19 protein-coding genes are annotated in these 19,288 nt (G+C 46.2%); 12 read left to right on the top strand and 7 right to left on the bottom strand.

Annotated elements, in window-relative coordinates; all coding sequences use genetic code 11:
• The first annotated feature begins 7 nt into the window (after positions 1–7).
• The 6 genes from R8269_RS07510 (at position 8) to R8269_RS07485 (ending at position 5,489) form a co-directional block, all read left to right on the top strand.
• Positions 8–1,651, top strand: a complete 1,644-nt coding sequence (locus R8269_RS07510) for a TolC family protein (protein WP_318222495.1) — start codon at positions 8–10, stop codon at positions 1,649–1,651.
• Positions 1,651–1,854: a DUF1656 domain-containing protein gene (locus tag R8269_RS07505; RefSeq protein ID WP_005374946.1), complete on the top strand. Its 204-nt coding sequence runs from the start codon at positions 1,651–1,653 to the stop codon at positions 1,852–1,854. Before R8269_RS07510 ends, R8269_RS07505 begins: the two co-directional genes overlap by 1 nt.
• A 12-nt stretch (positions 1,855–1,866) precedes the next feature.
• Positions 1,867–2,757, top strand: a complete 891-nt coding sequence (locus tag R8269_RS07500) for an HlyD family secretion protein (protein ID WP_318222494.1) — start codon at positions 1,867–1,869, stop codon at positions 2,755–2,757.
• A gap of 16 nt (positions 2,758–2,773) precedes the next feature.
• Positions 2,774–3,460, top strand: a complete 687-nt coding sequence (locus R8269_RS07495) for a potassium channel family protein (RefSeq protein ID WP_017634413.1) — start codon at positions 2,774–2,776, stop codon at positions 3,458–3,460.
• Positions 3,453–4,601, top strand: a complete 1,149-nt coding sequence (locus R8269_RS07490; RefSeq protein WP_258476612.1) for an AI-2E family transporter — start codon at positions 3,453–3,455, stop codon at positions 4,599–4,601. Before R8269_RS07495 ends, R8269_RS07490 begins: the two co-directional genes overlap by 8 nt.
• A gap of 216 nt (positions 4,602–4,817) precedes the next feature.
• A complete protein-coding gene (locus R8269_RS07485) occupies positions 4,818–5,489 on the top strand; it encodes a DUF2057 domain-containing protein (RefSeq protein ID WP_017634411.1) in 672 nt (223 codons plus the stop codon).
• Between the two features lie 59 nt (positions 5,490–5,548).
• Here the strand turns inward: R8269_RS07485 and R8269_RS07480 are convergent, their stop codons facing one another.
• Both R8269_RS07480 and R8269_RS07475 read right to left on the bottom strand, forming a co-directional pair.
• Positions 5,549–5,995, bottom strand: a complete 447-nt coding sequence (locus R8269_RS07480; RefSeq protein WP_005374936.1) for an RDD family protein — start codon at positions 5,993–5,995, stop codon at positions 5,549–5,551.
• A 180-nt stretch (positions 5,996–6,175) separates the two neighbouring features.
• Positions 6,176–6,940 (bottom strand): ferredoxin--NADP reductase, encoded by a 765-nt coding sequence (locus R8269_RS07475; RefSeq protein ID WP_005374935.1) that lies wholly within the window; start codon positions 6,938–6,940, stop codon positions 6,176–6,178.
• Positions 6,941–7,150: 210 nt separating this feature from the next.
• Between R8269_RS07475 and R8269_RS07470 the strand changes: the two genes are divergently transcribed.
• Positions 7,151–7,603: an acyl-CoA thioesterase gene (locus R8269_RS07470; protein WP_005374933.1), complete on the top strand. Its 453-nt coding sequence runs from the start codon at positions 7,151–7,153 to the stop codon at positions 7,601–7,603.
• 329 nt (positions 7,604–7,932) lie between these two features.
• Here R8269_RS07470 and R8269_RS07465 read toward each other — a convergent pair whose 3' ends face one another.
• A complete protein-coding gene (locus R8269_RS07465) occupies positions 7,933–8,151 on the bottom strand; it encodes a VF530 family DNA-binding protein (protein WP_025768615.1) in 219 nt (72 codons plus the stop codon).
• Positions 8,152–8,283: 132 nt separating this feature from the next.
• Between R8269_RS07465 and R8269_RS07460 the strand changes: the two genes are divergently transcribed.
• The gene (locus R8269_RS07460) at positions 8,284–9,207 is read left to right on the top strand and encodes a LysR family transcriptional regulator (protein WP_042521707.1); all 924 of its coding nucleotides are present in this window, start codon (positions 8,284–8,286) and stop codon (positions 9,205–9,207) included.
• On the opposite strand, the gene R8269_RS07455 is transcribed toward R8269_RS07460, so the two are convergent.
• Complete coding sequence (locus R8269_RS07455) at positions 9,204–9,494, bottom strand: putative quinol monooxygenase (RefSeq protein WP_017820150.1); 291 nt, start codon at positions 9,492–9,494, stop codon at positions 9,204–9,206. The two genes, R8269_RS07460 and R8269_RS07455, sit on opposite strands and share 4 nt — an antisense overlap.
• A gap of 69 nt (positions 9,495–9,563) precedes the next feature.
• Positions 9,564–10,217 (bottom strand): oxygen-insensitive NAD(P)H nitroreductase, encoded by a 654-nt coding sequence (nfsB, locus tag R8269_RS07450; protein WP_238967392.1) that lies wholly within the window; start codon positions 10,215–10,217, stop codon positions 9,564–9,566.
• A gap of 167 nt (positions 10,218–10,384) precedes the next feature.
• Here nfsB and R8269_RS07445 point away from each other — a divergent pair, with 167 nt between their 5' ends.
• Together R8269_RS07445 and R8269_RS07440 are read left to right on the top strand one after the other, a co-directional pair.
• Positions 10,385–11,848 (top strand): helix-turn-helix transcriptional regulator, encoded by a 1,464-nt coding sequence (locus R8269_RS07445; RefSeq protein WP_238967391.1) that lies wholly within the window; start codon positions 10,385–10,387, stop codon positions 11,846–11,848.
• Positions 11,849–11,977: 129 nt separating this feature from the next.
• Positions 11,978–14,635 (top strand): alpha-amylase family glycosyl hydrolase, encoded by a 2,658-nt coding sequence (locus R8269_RS07440; RefSeq protein WP_258643563.1) that lies wholly within the window; start codon positions 11,978–11,980, stop codon positions 14,633–14,635.
• Between the two features lie 85 nt (positions 14,636–14,720).
• On the opposite strand, the gene R8269_RS07435 is transcribed toward R8269_RS07440, so the two are convergent.
• Positions 14,721–15,878, bottom strand: coding sequence for a D-alanyl-D-alanine carboxypeptidase family protein (locus R8269_RS07435; protein ID WP_085569404.1), 1,158 nt, complete (start codon positions 15,876–15,878; stop codon positions 14,721–14,723).
• A 210-nt stretch (positions 15,879–16,088) separates the two neighbouring features.
• Between R8269_RS07435 and R8269_RS07430 the strand changes: the two genes are divergently transcribed.
• Together R8269_RS07430 and R8269_RS07425 are read left to right on the top strand one after the other, a co-directional pair.
• Positions 16,089–17,384, top strand: coding sequence for an alpha/beta fold hydrolase (locus R8269_RS07430; RefSeq protein ID WP_238967389.1), 1,296 nt, complete (start codon positions 16,089–16,091; stop codon positions 17,382–17,384).
• Positions 17,385–17,848: 464 nt separating this feature from the next.
• Positions 17,849–18,829, top strand: a complete 981-nt coding sequence (locus R8269_RS07425) for a rhodanese-related sulfurtransferase (protein WP_017820145.1) — start codon at positions 17,849–17,851, stop codon at positions 18,827–18,829.
• A gap of 68 nt (positions 18,830–18,897) precedes the next feature.
• Here the strand turns inward: R8269_RS07425 and R8269_RS07420 are convergent, their stop codons facing one another.
• The gene (locus R8269_RS07420) at positions 18,898–19,203 is read right to left on the bottom strand and encodes a DUF6482 family protein (protein ID WP_017634442.1); all 306 of its coding nucleotides are present in this window, start codon (positions 19,201–19,203) and stop codon (positions 18,898–18,900) included.
• Positions 19,204–19,288 lie beyond the last annotated feature (85 nt).

The following is a 19,288-nucleotide window of genomic DNA, read 5'->3' as shown; positions in this document are numbered from 1 at the left end:
TGGGGATATGATGCTTCCAAAACTAACCAAACCAAGCCTCGCCATACTTTCTTTGCTCGGACTCAGTGCGTGTACCACGGTAGGACCAGATTATGTTCATCCAAAGCAGGCGCCACTGCCAAGTGACTGGTCGGTGCAAAAAGCAGCCAAAGATACGCAGCAATCAGAGCAACAGCTACAACAATGGTGGCAGCAATTTAATGACTCGACTCTTAATCAGCTGGTTGAGTTGGCGAGCAAACAAAACCTCGATTTAGAAGCCGCAGGGCTACGAATTGTCCAAGCACGTTCATTGCTTGGTATTTCGACTGGCTTGCAATACCCACAAGTTCAAACCATGTCAGGAAACCTAGCGCGTGCCTACGTAAATGATCAGGGCGTGAATAACGCCACTTTGTCGTTTGATGCTGCTTGGGAAATGGATGTTTGGGGCAAGTATGCTCGCGGTATTGAGTCGGCAGAAGCGGGTTACTACGCATCCATCGCATCGTATCACGACATCATGGTCACCATAACCGCCGAAGTGGCACGCAATTACATCAACTATCGCACATTCCAAGAACGTATTTTGCTGTCTCGCCGCAATATCGAGATTCAAGAGCGTGTCGTCCGCATTACACAGGTGCAGTTCGACTCTGGCAACGTTACAGAATTGGACGTTCAACAAGCTAAAAACCAACTCTACACCACCAAAGCAGCGCTACCGAGCCTCGAAGTGGCAATGAAGCAATCACGTACTGTGTTGGCTTTGCTACTGGGTCTGTTACCAGAAGAAGTAGATGGACTGCTACAGTCGGATGGGATGCACAAGCAAATCGCTGAGTACGAAGCCCAGTTCAAATCAACGGGCAGAAAATCGGCGCTATCGGGCACCGACGAGCGCTCCATTGTGCCACGTCCACCGCTTTTGGATACGCAAGTGGATGCTAACTTAGTGATGCGACGTCCGGATTTGCAAGTCTCTGAGATGCAAGCTCGCGCGCAAAGTGCGCAGATTGGCGTGGCAGAAACCGCTCTGTACCCAAGCTTTTCGTTGTTCGGTTCCATCGGTATCGACAGTACGGTTCCCGATGGCAGCAGTTTCAGTTTTAGCGATTCGCTCACCATGGTGGTTGGCCCAACGTTCAGTTGGAACATTTTCCAATACGGACGCGTGAAAAATAACATTCGTTTCGAAGATGCTCGCTTCCAAGAAACGCTGACGAACTACAACAAAAAGGTACTGCAAGCCGTTAATGAAGTCACCAATGCAATCGAAGCATATGACCTGTATTTGCAGCAAAAAGATTTACGCTTGCAATCGGTCAACTCTTCCATTCGTGCGTTCAACATATCCATGACACAGTACGAAAACGGACAAATTTCATTCGAACGTCTGCTTAACTCGGTAGAAAAAATGACCCGCGCAGAAGACAGCTACGCAACGATCAAAGGTAATGTTGCGAACCAAGTTGTCGCGCTCTACAAAGCCCTCGGTGGAGGCTGGCAAACCCAAACAGGCAAGCCTTTCATCAGTGAATCTATTGCCAAGCAAATGACAGAACGAACTGACTGGGATGGTTATTTAAATGAAGAAAACCGCGTATTGCCGCCTTTGCGACTCGAAACTCCGGCTGAGACCAGTGATGAAAACAAAACGGAGGATCGGTAATGCCTCATGAACTCTCTTGGGGAGACGTTTACTTTTCTCCTACGCTACTCGTGCTCTTTCTCGCCGTCACGGCCACGTGGATAACGGTGATGATATTGAACAAGACACGTTTGTCTCGCTTCATCGCTTTTCCGTCTCTGACGTTTATTGCCATCATGGTCGGTTATGTGGTGGCCATCGACAGCTTTTATATTCAATTTTAGGTGCCAAACAAGATGAAAAAACTATTCGTAATCGCACTCAATCTTGTCATTCTTGGTGGCGCAGCTTGGCTCGGCTATCAAAAGTTTGAGGAATACTTTAATAACCCATGGACACGAGATGGGCAAGTGCGTGCTAACGTCATCAAAGTGGCTCCTCGCGTATCAGGCCCAATTGTAAATGTCGCGGTGCAAGACAACCAAGAAGTAAAAACGGGGGATTTACTGTTTGAAATCGACCCTGCGACTTACCAGGTTGCGTTATCTCAAGCCGAAGTAGCACTGGAGCGCTCCATTGTTAGCTCTCGCGGTAAAAAAATCGAATATGACCGCTTAAAAGACATTCGTGCCAAAGACCGTGGCGCAGTTTCTCATAAGGATCTGATTCGTCGTGAAATCGCTTACGAAGAGTCGCTACTGCAAATCAAATCTGCAGAAGAGCAACTAAAATCAGCACGCCTTAATCTCAGCTTTACCAAAGTTTATGCGACCGTCGATGGTTTTGTATCTAACCTCGATATTAGAAACGGTACGCAAGCGGTCGCAAACCAACCACTGCTCGCACTGATCGACAAAAACAGCTTTTGGGTATTTGGTTTCTTCCGTGAAAACCAACTTGCGCAAATCGAACCTGGCAGCCAAGCGCGTGTCACTTTGATGTCTCACCCAGACACGCCAATTGACGCGACGGTTGACTCGATTGGTTGGGGTATTGCGCCCAAAGACGGCACGGTCGGCTACAACCTTCTGCCAAACGTAAACCCTGTTTTTCAGTGGATTCACTTAGCACAACGTATTCCGGTGCGAATCTCCCTACAAGAACTTCCTGAAGATGTTGATCTTCGATTCGGGCTTTCTGCGTCCATCATGGTGATGAAAGAGTCATCCGCAGACAGTGAACAATAACTAAGTGAGAAGAGCCATGGTCATTGGTAAAAACCTCAAAAACATTAATGAAGAAAACAACTTCTTCTATCTAACCTTAGCGCTAGTGATTTTGTTGCTAGGGAGTGCGATGGCACAAGTAGTAGGTGAAGGGACGATTGAACACATACTTCAGGCTTTCACGGTTCTGACGTTTATCGTCTGTTTTGCGAGCCTTCGCTTTGACAAAACCTGGTCTCGTTTCCTCTACAGCCTGTTTGGTGTTTGGGTTCTTGTGATTGTGATCAAGACCGTTTTCGACATCAGAGAGATGAATGTGGTGATGCTTGCCCTCACCTTTGCGTTCTTTTTCGGCACTTTTAAATCCATCGCAAGACAGATTCTTTTCACCGGCCATGTCAACAGCAACAAAGTCATTGGCTCGGTAGCGCTTTTCTTGCTGCTTGGTCTGATGTGGGCGATTGCCTACCTCATTCTGCTTGAGTTTTCGCCTGAAGCCTTTACCGGTATGGAAGCGATTTCTTGGGGGCAGAACTTCTCCAATGCAGCGTATTTCAGTTTCGTTACCTTAACCACGCTCGGTTATGGCGACATTAGTCCTCTAACACCACTGGCTCAAGTCGTGGTGTATTTAGAGGCCATCACAGGTGTTTTTTATATGGCGATTGTTGTTTCAAGTCTCGTCAGTTCTAACATTGATCATCAGGTAAACAAAAATGGATAAACAATCGGTAAAAATCGACAGTAAGCTTTTCATCAGTAATATGGTGGAATCAGCAATACGCATTGGCTTGATCTTTGTCTTGCTGATGTTTACGTACGACATCATCAAACCCTTCATACTTCCGGTTATTTGGGGCGCTATTATAGCCGTCGCTTTAATGCCGCTTACCCAAAAATTGCAGCGTGTATATGGTGGTCGCAGAGGCCTGGCAGCCACAACCATTGCTTTACTTGGTATTGCCCTCCTTGTCACGCCACTTGTTATGGTATCAGGCTCCATTGTGGATGGTGCAACGCACGCGCTTGAAGTACTACAAAATGGACAAGTGAAAATACCAGGGCCAAAAGCTTCCGTAGCGGGTTGGCCTATCGTGGGTGATAAGCTCTACGAAGTGTGGACCCTATTCGCTACTAATCTTGAACAAGCTATTCAAACCTTTATGCCACAAATAAAGGCAGGACTCACATCTTTACTGGGTACACTGGGGGGCGTATTGGGAAGTTTACTGCTTTCAATCTTGTCACTTGCGATTGCAGCAGGTTTCATGACGTACTCTGAATCTGCAGCATCAGGCTTAAGAACCATCGCGATTCGAACCGCTGGTGAAAACGCAAAAAGCTGGACCACGCTTATCGCTGCGACAATTAAAAGCGTACTGCTTGGCGTAGTCGGTGTAGCGGCGATTCAAGCACTGTTGATCGGTGCTGGTTTCTTCGTATTTGGCGTTCCGGCAGCAGGTTTACTCACACTGCTTCTAATGATTTTATGTATCGCTCAGCTCCCGGCGTTGCTCGCAGTGCTACCTGTGATTGGCTTCATGTACATGACCCAAGACACCTCAACAGCAACCATGTTTACTGTTTGGGTCGTAGTTGCGGCTCTTTCTGAAAACCTGTTCAAACCAATGTTAATGGGACGTGGCGTCGACGTGCCAATGCCTGTGATTCTGCTCGGTGCCATCGGTGGTATGCTTTTCTACGGCATCGTTGGTCTGTTCTTAGGTGCCGTTATCCTAGCAATTTGGTATGAGTTATTTGTTTGGTGGTTGAGCATTGAGAAAGCACAACAGCAAGAAGAAATGGCAGAACAACAAGACGCTTCTGATGACCAATCAGAACCTGGACACGGTGCTGGTATTTAATAAATCAATAAGTTAGAAAGAAATTTAATCTATAACTTATGATATCAAACCGCTGCATTTCAGCGGTTTGATTCTATTTGGATCACAGTTTCGTCGTAATAAATACGATAAAAATGACGTTCTTGTTAAATTTTCATACTTATTACACTTGGGAGTTGCAATCGGGCAATGAACGATGCACTCTCGATGACCACTAATTTGCTTAGGATAAAAACAATGAAATTGATCAAGCCTTTAACTTGTGCGCTTGCTCTCGCAATGAGTGGCATGGCATTCGCAGATGTAACCGTGAGTGTTCCTGACAACGTTTCAGTATTAGCGGCTAACGGTGAAAAAGCAGATCTTTCGGGTGGTTTTTTCGCCTCTGAAAGAACACTGACGTTACCTGATGGCCTTAACCAAGTCGTATTTCGTTTCGCCCCTTACTTCAACCAAGGTAATGACCGTTTAAGTGTTGAAAGCGATGTTATCGTTACACGATTTGACGCGACCAATGCCGAACTCACTCTACAAATGCCAGAATACCGCAACCTACGTGATGCGGAAGAGAAGATCAAAGACTTAGATTGGAAACTGGTTGATGATTCTGGCAACGCAATCGCGGTTGACCAGGACAAGTTGCTCAAACCGGGTATGCAAATCGGTCGTGATTACGTGCGTGAAATCGAAGATTATAACCAAGCTGGCGGTGCAGCAGCCGTGGCTTTTGCTGGCGCAGCAACCATGCAGCCAGTCACGCTTCCTGCAAAGGTTCCTGCGGATATGAAGCAAGTGAGAGCAACTGCGGTTAAAGCGGATTCGACAGCTGAAGAGATGCTGCACTTCTGGTACCAAAAAGCAGACGCAGAAACCAAAGCTCGCTTTAAGAAATATGTTAATCAACAGTAAATCTGGTTAACTTTATCGATATTAAAAAAGCCACTTCACGTGGCTTTTTTAATCAAAAATTAGGAAGCTTGGACAACTTTAGTATTGGCGATCAAGTCATGCAACAATCGTCGCTCCGGATGAAAGAACAACAATGCCAAATTTACCAACGGGATCCCCGGAATGAGCATCTCCAGCAAGTAGCTAATAACAAGCCTTAACCCTGCTGTAACTTTCGTTGCCTTACTATCATTTTTCATTACAACTTTAATACCAATCATGCGCATACCAATGGTTTGCCCATGACTCAATGCATTCCAGTTGATCATTAAAACCGTTGGTAAAGAAAGCAAGTAAAACGCCTGAGTTTCACGAACAAGCGTGAGGTTATCTGCTAAAGAGAGCTGAAAGTCGTTAAGAAAAGAGTTAATACTCAATGCGATGATTAACACGACCACCATCGCAAAGAGCAGGTCGATAAAACCAGCAATGATTCTCTGTTGCTTGCTCGCGATAAAAGCATACATGGACTTCAGTCACCTCAATGTAATTGGTTAAGCGAGAATGACTGAGTGTACAGACGCGCAATGGTGAGCGCAGTTTAGGTATTGCCAACATAATATTCAACTAAGAACATACTAAATCGCGGTCGTATCTCAAAAGTAATCATTACATCTTGAGCATAACCGTATCAATTTAACAAAACGCTACCAGTAACGTTCGTAAATGATATTTCCCCCGGTTTGATGGCGATACTTTTCCAAGCCTAGCTCTTGTAAGACGGGCACGGTATCTTTGATCATTTGTGGATTCCCACACATCATGACAAAGCTACGCTGAGCTGAGAATGGCGCATCAGCGGCGTTGGACAGTAAACCCGATTCGATGAGTTCAGGAATTCGGCCTTGTAATTTACCATCAACCACTTCCCTGCTGACTATCGGTATATACTTTAATCTGCCTTCATATCGTTGCTGAAGCTGTTCAATTAGGTATTTATAAACCAGATCTTTTTCGAAACGAACGGCATGAACCAGCACAATGCGCTCATTGTGAGGCGGTAAGTTTATATCATCCAGCAGCGATAAAAACGGTCCAATCCCCGTACCTGTAGATAGCAGCCACAGGTCATGAGCCTGTTTAGGAATAGAATCATGGATTAAATCGCCATGTGCGGTGGCACCGACATAAATGCTATCACCAGATTTAAGCTTTTGGAGCCGTGGAGAAAGTTGTCCTTGAGGGTCGGCTACTATTAGAAACTCCAACCAATCGAATTGCTCGCTTGGCGCATTAACCACAGAGTAAGCGCGGCTGATCGGCTTACCTTCATCATCAAGCAAAGCAAGCTTGGTGAATTGGCCAGCTTTAAAGGAAAGAGGCGCGCCAGATATTCTCAAACTGAACAGCTCACCTGTCCAATCAATGCGTTTCTCAACTCTTGCGAGGTTGAAACCTTTGAGTTCAATCATGAGACACCTCCTATCTGGTTACTCTTAGTTAAACTTACGCCTTCAACTCGATTATGTAAAGTTTCTAGTTTACATAATCAAATCACCATTTCATTTCACATTTTAAAAACAACTTTATTACATATTAAATGATTACATCTAGAATAAATGCTCAAAGTGATAAGTCGCGTTGCAATTTGTGGCAAAGCAGATGAAAAAGGAGCAATAAAAATGGACACACTGTTAAAGGACTTTCCCGTTATCACAGAGATAAAAGTCGCATGGGGTGAAATGGATGCTCTGCAACACGTTAATAACGTGGTCTATTTTCGCTACTTTGAGACCGCACGTTTAGATTACTTCAACAAAATTAACCTGCTGGTCGACCTGCAGACCTCGCAAATTGGGCCAGTACTGAGCGAGACTCAATGCCGCTACAAATTGCCTGTTACTTACCCAGACACGCTACTAGTCGGTTCTCGCGTAATCGACATGCAAGAAGATCGCATCACGATGGAGTACCAAGTGCTGAGTAAGAAGTGGGGTAAAATTGCGACCATCGCGACCGCCACTGGTGTGATGTTCGATTTTAAGAACAACGTTAAAGCTGCGATTCCAGATCACGTTCGCCAGTCGATTTTAGACTTGGAAGGAACCGTGGGTAGTACGCATCATTTGGAGTAGCAAGAAACGAGAGATTAAAGGCGAGGTTCCCGACAGCGATTCTTCATCGCTGTCGGGAATGATGCTGAGGTACCATTCAAACCACGCAATAAGAAAACTAGCGTCATTCTAGCGAGCCATAGCGAGACTAAGAATCTACTTACCGCTGCTGTAGGCCCATAGAGCTATGAATAGACTCAATACAAGCCTGAGGGTAGATTCTGAATCACGCTTTAAACGTAACAGCAGAGCGACTCTTCTAGCCTACGCGATAAGAAAAGCTACGTCATTCTAGCGAGCCATAGCGAGACTAAGAATCTACTTGCCGCTTGCTGCAGACTATAGAGCGGTTAGCAGAATGTCTCGATGTACAGCGCTTCGACTTTGTCTCTTGCCCATTGCGTTTTACGCAAAAACTTCAGAGAAGATTTGATCGACGGATCTTTCTTAAAACAGTTCACTCGAATGCGCTCATACAGGCCATTCCAACCAAAGTGTTCAACTAGTCGGGTGACGATTTTTTCTAAACTCAACCCGTGAAGTGGGTTATTCGGCTGCTGTTGGCTCATGCTATTGATCCGGTAAAGTGAAGTTTCGCGCTAATCTAACTCAAACTCGCCGTGCAACCTAATGTTTTAACCTTGAATTGGCCTACGACTCTCCCCTATAGTAGCCCAAACTTCTTAAAAGCCCTTTTCATTATGAAAGCCCTCAACGACCTCAATATTTTTGTCGAAACCGCGCGCCAAGGCAGCTTTTCAAAAGCCGCTAACAGCATGGACATGACACCTGCCGCCATTAGCGCATCGATTAAGCGTCTTGAAGGGCAAATCGGTTTCCCACTGTTTGTGCGTTCCACCCGAAGCCTGCGTTTAACCTCAGAGGGCGAACTGTTTTTAGACAAAACCACGCAAGCGTTGGCAACATTGCAAGAGGGGTTGGATCAGATCTCAAGCGCGCGTGGCGAGTTATCTGGTCAACTGCATATTACTGCACCCTCCGATTTTGGTCGCAATATGTTGCTCGATTGGGTGGATGAGTTCATCGGTCTCTACCCAAATGTTTCCATTAAACTAGAGCTGTCCGATAGCTTGACGGATATGTACACCAAGCCTGTCGATATTGCGATTCGCTACGGCGAGCCGGCCGACTCCAATCTGGTCGTATTGGCATTATGTGGGTCAAATGAACGGATATTATGTGCATCGCCAGAGTACGTAGCTACACATCCAGAACTCGCCTCTCCTGCCGATTTAACGCAACACAACTGCTTGTGCTACATGGTCGCGGATTCGGTCTACAACAAATGGACGCTCACGCGTGGCAGCGAGAAAGAACAAATCGTGGTCAGCGGTAACTTGTTGAGCAACGATAGTGACTTGCCACACCGGTTAGCGATCAAAGGCAAAGGCATTGCGAATAAATCATTGATGGACATCAGCCGAGACTTAATCGAGGGAAGATTGGTGCGAGTGTTACCAGAGTGGGATTGCGGCCCAGTGCCGCTCTACATGGTGTGCGCCGATCGTCGATTATTGACGCCAACGATTCGGACTTTCCGCGACTTTATCCAACAAAAATGCTGCCAGCAACGCGCCAACGTGCTGGCAACCTTCTGTAATTAGGCGATAAATCGAAGAGGACGAATCTGGGTATATTCAACCCAATCATTCTCTTCCAATGTTTCAAGAAACGTCGCCATATGCGGGCTTTGCAAATGCTTATCCAAGGCCTCTTGCGATGCCCAGATTTCTTGGAACATAAATAGGCCTTCAACTTTCTCGTCGAGATACAACTCGTATTGGCAACAGCCTTCTTCTTTGCGAGTTGGCTCTAGTAAACCAGAAAGCAAATTCGCCACCTGATCCTTACGGTCTGGATAGGCTTTCACTTCTGCGACTAAGTGGATCATCGTTTTATCACTCTTTTGCGATTTATATATTGATTACGGGGTTCTACGTCACCTGTAAGTAAGCTCGAATTAGATCTCGGTGAATACGGTTTCTGCGTCCCAGCGAGACTTTGGCGTTTTCGCGTTGAAGTCATCTTCCGCGTGGTAGCCAAGCGGCACGATTACAACGCTAGTGTAACCTTTTTCACGCAAGCCAAATTCTTCATCCAGCACTTTTGGATCAAACCCTTCAATTGGCACTGCATCAATTTCTAACGTCGAAGCCCCCAACAGAAACGTACCCACGTTGAGGTAAACTTGTTTCTCCATCCAATGGTTCGCATCTTTCAGATCAAAACGGTGCATGTTCACAAAGTAGCTACGACCACCGCGTACAGCCGCTTTCGCTTCTTCAGTTGGGAATCGGCCATCTTTTTCTTCTTGCACCATTAGCGCTTCAATGTAGTCGTTATCAATGCCTGTTTTCGCACAAAACACCAATACGTGAGAAGCGTTGAGAATCTTCGCCGCGTTAAATGCGTAGTTCTCTTGCGCCGCTTTAGCGATGCGCTGTTTGCCTTCTTCTGTGCTTGCCAGAATGAAATGCCAAGGTTGAGAGTTCACACTCGATGGACTAAAACGAATCAGCTCTTTAACTGCATCGATTTTTTCTTGAGATAGCTTGCGCGTTGGGTCAAACACTTTCGTTGAGTAACGAGATTTTGCAGCTTGTACGATATCCATGAGGCTCTCCAATTAATGAGTTTAAGCTGAGTAACAGCATAACCTCATGAGATAAAGGGAAAAACCGATTTCGATTAAAAACATTTTCAAAATAAATTTGAAAATAAAACGATAAGAAAGGCTTTGAGCGTTCTCACTGAACTTCTTCATCTTTTCGGCAATAATGCATGTTTGCTCGCAACCAAACTCAACTCATGCTGCCTCAAGATAACGTTATTACATCCTTTCTGTGCAAAAAGCTCGGTCACAATCACCTTCGAATTGCCGGCGAATATTGGCACATTGAGAAGTTGGTGGCCTTGCAATGCATGATGTTGAAAGAAGCGCCTAACCTCCAAGAAGGGCTGCTTTGGTGGAGTAAAAGTGTCTCATTATTCGACCGCCGTTTGTACGTCACATTGCAACATGGTGATGCCCAAATCCATCTGCAAGTCGAATGTAGAACGGGCGATATGCCAAATTGGGCGGAGTCGGTGTTTGGCTTGCTCAAAATGCAGTTGGAAATGCTTGAGTTAAGCGAATCAATACAGGTACAAGTTCACGCCAACAATCCACTCGCGGCCAATATTTTTCTAGAGGAAACGCGAGATTCTAAAACGAGTTCAAGCGTGTTTGATTTGGTGAAACATGTTTACTTGCTGCTTTCTCACCAACCAATTGAGCAACCCGAATTGCTGAGTGTTTTGAACGCCTTGTTCATCAAAAACAGCAATTACGCGCTCAAGTTAGAGCAAGCGGCAAGGCAACTGGGCGTCTCCAAACGCACCTTGCAACGTCGACTGCAAGAAAAGCAAATGAGCTACTCTCAATGCATTGATTTCGCTAAAAGAAATCAAGCACTCACTTTGCTTGCCGACACCCAACTCACAACGCAGCAAATCGCCTATCAACTTGGTTATGAAGAACCATCGAACTTTCACCGCACTTTTCGTCGTTGGTATCCGTTTTCGCCAATGCAATATCGCCAGCAGTGCTTGGATAACCGCACTCATCTCAATAACCAGCCCATCCGCTTGTACTACGCCAAAGCCAATACCTTCGACGATAACCATATCGACCAACCTGTCGGCAAAATCTGGATGGAAGTGGACAATATTGCGTTTGAGAAAGTGGTCTCGGTAGAATGCCGTGACCGTGATGGCGCATGGCGGCGCTACCCCGCTTTCTTCGAGCGTTTTTTAAGTCATGGCACCGAACTATGGGCAACGACCGAACTTCCGGTAGCGCACCCCCTTACCTTTCGCCTTTGTTATGAAGTCGATGGGGAACGTTACATTGAGAATAACCACCAGCGTGACTATGTGGTCTCCAAGGGGCTTTTAATTGGCGCAACGGAATACATTGTCCCGACAAGACAACTTATCCAACTCGGCACTCAGTACACCTTGTTTGTGGAACTCGCGTGTAGATTAAAAGACGTAGCGAAGATCGATTGCTACGTGGGTGACGCGCCAGCTCTGCACGCAATGAGCCAAACTCAGAATGCAGAAGATTACACATGCTGGGCGCTACAACTTCCCCTCACCCAAACGGCTAAACAGTGTCGATTCCGACTCTATGATCATTCTGGTAATGAGTTAGCCAAAGACCATTACCCGATTCAATACCCAATTGTGCAACCACTCAGTTAAATATGTAGCACAGTTCAAATTCAGCACTTCGTGACATCATTTCACGTCTCTTTTGGCGTGAAATGACACTCTCAATTTCAAACCTTTGATTTATCGTTTCCGCATTGCTGCACAACGGAGACAAAAACCGTGTTTGAAACCTTACCTAACCCTATGAATAAAATAAAAATACTCCCTATAGCGATCGCCCTAGCTCTTTCTGGCTGTGGTAGCGATGAAACTACGCCAACCGATACAGGAAGCCACGTGGCATCTCCTGATTGGCAAGACCAGATCATTTACTTCTTGATGATCGACCGTTTTAACGACGGCGACAACACGCTTAACGATCAAGGTCAGAATGAATACGATCCTACCTCAGACAAGAAATTCAGTGGTGGAGACCTGGTTGGTGTCAGTGACAAACTGGGCTACATCGAAGACCTAGGCGCTACCTCTATCTGGATTACACCGCCAGTGGCAAACCAATGGTGGGATGCCGAGCAAAACTACGGCGGCTACCACGGCTACTGGGCGCGTGATTTCCAAAAAGTGGATGAGCACTTTGGTGACATGGAAAGCTACCAAGCGTTAGCGCGAGAAGTGCACGCTCGTAATATGTTCTTGATTCAAGACATCGTGACCAACCACGTAGGTAACTTCTTCACTTACGATGACCCATACTATTACGACCCTAGCCTACCTTGCCAAGGTTTCCGTTTGATTGAAAATGCGCTGCCAGCAGGGCAAGAACTGCCTTATCCGCTCAACATGAATGAGTGTAAAGAAGACGGTACTGGCATTTACCACTGGACGCCAAGCATCACCGACCACAACGATCCCGTCCAAGAAAAAACCTGGCAACTGTCGGATCTGGATGATCTAAATACGTCCGATCCTGAAGTACGCGCTTATTTAAAAGAGAGCTACCGAAAATGGATCCGCGAAGTGGGCGTTGACGGTTTCCGTATCGATACCGTGAAGTTTGTTGAGCACGATTTCTGGAACGACTTCCTGCACGCCGACGATGGTGTGATGACTCAAGCGGTTGATACTGGTCGCGATAACTTCCTGACCTTTGGTGAAGTCTTCGAAACATCTACGCCTTACAACACAGAAGGCGAAGAGAAGATGCTGACTTACATCGGCGAAAGCGGCTCGCCGGAGCAGTTAACCTCGGTGTTGAACTTCCCATTGCAAGCAACCATGACTCGCGTGTTTGCAGCAGGACAACCGACCGATTACCTACGCTTCCGTCTTGAAAAAATGATGGCGATGTTCCCGAATCCATACATCATGCCGAACTTCATTGATAACCACGATATGCCACGTTTTCTATCACAAGGCAGTGTCAATGATATGAAGCAAGCGCTGATCACAATGATGGCTGTGCCGGGTATCCCTGTGATTTACCAAGGGACAGAACAGGCGATGTCAGCGGCGCGCGATGCGATGTTCGCCGGAGGGTACCGTGAAGATGGCAACTACGTAGACTCGTTCGACCAAAACAGTGAGATGTACTTGTTTATTCAAGAACTTGCCAAGCTACGCACTGAAAACAAAGTCATGACACGTGGTGAAATAAAAGTGATTGGCAGCGATAAAGCGGGCGCGGGCGTGTTCGCCTTTACTCGAACGTTGGATAACGACGAAGTCTTGGTTGTGATGAATACATCCAACTCGCCGATGTTGATGAACCAACTCGATGTAGAACAAGTTGGTGGCACCGTCTTCAAACAACAAATCATGTCGAACTGGGTAGACGCTCCAGAGCAGTTAATCGCAGATGAAAACGGTCACGTAACCCTTGAGCTACCAGCCAAATCTGCCGTGATTTACTCTAAAACTAACGATACCCAATCGGTAGATACCCCAGACCTCAACATCCAACTGGCGCAGGATTGGGAAGGAAAAACCATCACTGGTGATATTGTTATCGCGGGTAGTGCGAACGCCAACGAGAAGTTGAACCTTGTCGTCGATGGTAACTTAGAAACAGCGCAAGCCATTACTGCAGGCGCTGATGGTCAGTTTAGTGTCACGCTGTCGACTCGTCACTTTGCAATTGGCGAACAACAACACCGCTTCGCGATTTATTCTACTGAGAAAAAAGCTGGCATTGAAGATGTTAACTTTGTGTCGGACTTAAGCTGGTCAAACACGCCAGACGACACTATTGATGACGCGGGTGATGCGCAAGATGGCATGGGCGGTCCTAACGGTAACTATTCGCTACCAACGGATCCAACATTCGATAAAAACAATAGCCAACTCGCAATCAACAAAGCTGAGGTATTTACCGTTGGCAGTAACGTACGTTTGACCTTCACCATGGACAACATCACCGACACTTGGTTGCCACCAAACGGCTTCGACCACGTAGGTTTCACCATCTTTATGGATTTACCTGAAGAAGCCGCAACTAACTTGTCTGAGCTACCGAAGATCAACGCTTCTATGCCAAGCGGAACCTGGAGTCGTAATGCGGTTGTTTTTGGCTGGCAAAGCTCGATTTACAACACCAAAGGAGCAAATGCGACGACATGGGGAGAAGCGGTCACGCCAGCACCAACAGTGACAGTAGACAAAGCCAATAACACTATTTCGATGGACTTTGCGAGTGACGCGCTGGGTCGACCTGATTCACTGGATGGCATTCGATTCTATGTGACGACTTGGGACTTAGACGGCCTTTCGGCAACTTACCGTCCGCTAGAACAAAACAAAGGCCCTTGGAACTTCTCCGGTGGCGCATCGGATGAAAGTAAGATTTGGGACGATTTACCAATCATCACCTTGTCGGAATAAACCGTTAAATAAGACACCGCCCAGCGTTATGACTGGGCGGTCATCAACAAAAGAATGCAGAAAGAAACTTCTGCTCGTTTTTATTCTAGCTAAAGAATGATTTCACCCACAGCACCAAACTGTCCCAAAGCTGACCAAACCACGAGCCCTCTTCTACCGCTTGGCTGCTGACCAAGGGATAACTCGCCACGGTACTGTCATCGCTTTTCCAAACGACCTTACCAATCTCATCTCCTTGCGCGATCGGCGCAATCAACGGTTCATTTAACACCACACTCTTATCAAGCCCAGCCGTCATTGAACGAGGCAGAGTGAGATAGGCATCTTTAGCAAAGATCGCCTCAACTTGATTAGCATTTCCCTTCCAAACGCGAACTTTAGACTCAACTTCCCCCTGTTTAGCAACTTGCTTGGTGTCATAAAAGCGAAAACCATAGCTGAGTAGATTCTTCGATTGGCTGATCCGAGCCTGTTTACTTGGCGTACCCATCACCACCGAGATAAGGCGCATTCTTCCTTCTTTGGCCGAGCTCACCAAGCTGTATCCGGCATTGCTGGTGTAGCCGGTTTTTCCCCCGTCGACATCAATGGAATTGTCCCACAACAACTTATTGCGGTTGTACTGCGTAATGTCGTTCCACTTGAAGACTTTCTCACTGTATAGCGCGTACACATCAGGAACATCGCTGATGATCGACTGCATGAGTCTTGCCATATCGGTTGGTGAGGTTTGGATGCCATCACTATCAAGACCATGGGAGTTCACAAAATAGGTGTCTTGCAGTCCTAATTTCTCCGCCCAACCATTCATCAAGGCAACAAAGCCGCGTTCACTGCCTGCAACATGCTCAGCCAGTGCAACGCACGCGTCATTTCCTGATTGGATGATCACGCCGCGCATTAAGTTCGCAACACTAATTTCATCTTTCGGTTTGATGAACATTTTAGAAGAACCGGGAAACTTGGCCGACCACGCGTTTTCGCTCACGGTGACAACATCATCCCATTTCAAACGCCCCGCTTTGATTTCTTGTCCAACTACATAAGCGGTCATCAACTTGGTTAAACTCGCCGGAGCAAGGCCTGCTCGCCCGTTATACTCGGCAATAATGGCACCGGATTGAAAGTCCATTAATACGTAGCCTTTTGCCTGTAACTGAGGTGGGTTGGGCGTAACAACGGCAAAAGTAGGTACGCTTATTAAACAAGTCACAATTGTCCATCGAGCCAGTGACACTTTCATCCGACTTCCTCCATGCTCTTACTTTGTCGCAACTCTATTGAGCATAGCTCACTCAACCAGTTGCACCAGTCGCTAATCGTTTCATTTTCTTGAACTTACATTGATTTGACCAAGGTATAGAACTGAAGAGGCAATTGGGAAATAGCGTTGGTTCTTCGCGCCATTCGCAGTAAAGTAGCGCTACCCCTCAATAAGGAAATAAAGATAACAATGAACGCTCAATCATTTATCGACGCAGGATTGCATTACACTCCCCACAGTTTTACCGTTCCTCTGGATTACCAAGACGCAAGCAAAGGCACCATTAGAGTCTTCGCCCGTTCGGTTTGCCTAGTTGGCGATGAAGAATCGACCAAACCTTGGTTGGTTTACTTTCAGGGCGGGCCTGGCTTTCCCTCTCCACGTCAAAACGGCAATAATGGCTGGGTAAAACGCGCCCTGCAAGAGTACCGAGTTTTGCTTCTCGACCAGCGCGGTACGGGCAACAGCAGCGTAATTAATCACCAGACGCTTGCTCACCTCACGCCAGAGCAACAAGCAGACTACTTGAGCCACTTCCGAGCGGATAACATCGTGCGCGACGCGGAATACATTCGTGAGCAATTTGGCGTCGAAAAATGGGCGATCTTAGGTCAAAGCTTTGGTGGGTTTTGCTCCCTCACCTATTTGTCTTTGTTCCCAGACAGCTTGCTACAAAGCTACATCACAGGTGGCGTGCCATCAGTCTCACGTCATGCCGACGATGTGTATGAAGCCACTTTCAAACGCACCATGGAGAAAAACCAAGCGTTCTTCCAACAATTTCCAAGTGCGCAACAACTTTGCCAAAACATTGCGAATCACTTGCTGGAAAATGAAGAGTACCTACCAAATGGTCAACGCTTCACAGTGGAGCAATTTCAACAAATCGGCATCAACTTTGGTGTGAGTGATACTTTCTTACCAACTTACTATTGGCTAGAAAGCGCGTTGATTGAAGTGAACGGCAAACCACAACTTCGTTATGAGTTCTTAAACGATATGTTGGCGCAGCAAAACTTCCAAACCAATCCGATCTACGCCATTTTGCATGAATCGATTTACTGCCAAAGCTTCGCGTCAAATTGGAGTGCGCACCGCGTTCGCCAAACCCGATCAGAGTTTAATTATGAATCTGGCAAGCCATTTTACTTTACGGGGGAAATGGTCTTCCCATGGATGTTCGACCAATACGTTAACCTCAAGCCACTAAAAGACGCCGCAGAAATATTGGCAGCGAAAGAAGATTGGACTGCGCTGTACGATCAAACACAACTGGCTCAGAACAAAGTGCCTGTCAGTTGCGCCGTTTACGCCGATGATATGTTTGTTGAAATGGATATCAGCCGAGAGACGCTCGCGTTAATCCCAAATTCAAAAGCGTGGATCACCAATGAGTACGAGCACAACGGTTTACGTGCCGACGGTGAACGTATTCTCGATAGGCTCATCGCCATGGGCAAACAGACCGCAGCTACGTTGAAATAAGCACGGCAGACGTTAGAAAAACGCCTTTTCAGTATGTGGTGAAAAGGCGTTTTATAGCGGTTTATGAACAATGGCGATCAGTCATTCACTCTTTGTCCCTAAACCTTTATCCCTCACAACCTCATGTATAAAACTGCGACATGTCCTTTCCTTGTCAATGACTCCGGTGATTACTTGGTGCTTCTTGCGCCTAACTTTTTTGAAGGGCCTAAAAGAGAATAACAGCATAAATTTAAACCAAAAGTATCGGCTCCAACCTACCTAACCCACTATAATTAATGCTTATAATTTGAACACATAGCGGCTTCACCTGCGGACAGGCTCCCCCTATCAAAGACCGCCAGGCCCCGCCTACTCATAATATCCGTATAATTTGTCCGTATTTCCGACTAGTTTAGTCAGGTATACTTCGTGCCGCTAAAATTTTAAGGTCGTTGACCACCTGTATTTTTAAAGGAAACCTCATGAGTCAGTATGTAGTTTGTGCGCTGTACAAGTTTGTTGAGCTGAATAACTATCAAGAGCTACGCGAGCCATTACTTGCGTTGATGGAAAAACACCATATTCGCGGAACATTACTACTGGCAAGTGAAGGTATCAACGGTACTGTTGCATCTGATCGTGCAGGTATTGATACGCTACTGGAGTGGCTAAACAACGAACCTCGTTTGACTGGCACCGTATACAAAGAGTCGTATTCTGAGACCCAGCCATTCAATCGCACCAAAGTGAAACTGAAAAAAGAGATCGTAACATTAGGTGTTGAAGGTATAGACCCTCGCCACGTAGTGGGTACTTACGTGAAACCTCAAGAGTGGAACGATCTTATTGCTGATCCTGAAGTGTTTGTTGTCGATACACGTAATGATTACGAAATCGAGATCGGGACATTCAAAGGCGCTGTAAACCCAAATACTGAAACCTTTCGTGAATTCCCAGACTATGTAAAAGAAAACATGGACCCGGCAAAACACAAGAAAGTTGCGATGTTCTGTACCGGTGGTATCCGCTGCGAAAAATCAACGGCTTACATGAAAGAACAGGGCTTTGATGAGGTCTACCACCTAGAAGGCGGCATTCTTAAATATCTTGAAGAAGTTCCTCAAGAAGAGAGCATGTGGGAAGGCGATTGTTACGTATTTGACGGGCGTGTTGCAGTGAACCACCAGCTAGAAAAAGCAGATTACGATTTATGTAACGCTTGTCGTCTACCGATCACTGAAGAAGACAAACAGTCAGAATTGTTCGAGCAAGGCGTGAGCTGTCCAAAATGTCACGGCAAACACTCAGAAGAACAAATTGCTCGATTCCGCGAGCGTGAAAAACAAATTGTTCTTGCAGAGCAGCGAGGCGAGCAGCATGTTGGTGGTGAAAGTGCCAAGCAAAGAGAAGCTCGACGTGCCGCTAAGTACGCGCAAAAAGAAGCGCAGCGTAAACAAGACTAAGCCTAACTCTCCTTATATTTAGCGAGCTGCCGTAAGGTGGCTCGCTTTTACTGCGCACCAATACTCTTTCAATACAATTTTGTATCCCTCACCAATACCTCTAGTTGATTGTCTCTTTTACCTTCGGGTAGCCCCACCATTTCATCATAAGCACTTTGATGCACTAAGACCTGCTTATTTGCTTTGATATTCCTGCACTTCTTTTGCATCTCGATCAGGGAATGAGCCCTCAAAAAGATACCGTTGTCATCAGTGATAAATTGCGCTTCTCCATCAATCACAACAGATGCCTGATACAATGCGAGATCAAGCGAATGAATGACCAATTTGTCCACATAGAAGTATTTTTGTAACTTACTCAATGCTATTGCCATGTGTCACCTCCCTAAAAGTTACCTCTACGTTTTGTGGAATAAAACCGATCATTGGATGAGATTTCTTCGGTTTACTTGCGTACAA

It is taken from the genome of Vibrio sp. Vb0667 (assembly GCF_033391095.1).
Note: the sequence above shows the minus strand (reverse complement) of the source record. Positions and strands in the feature narration are given on the sequence as shown.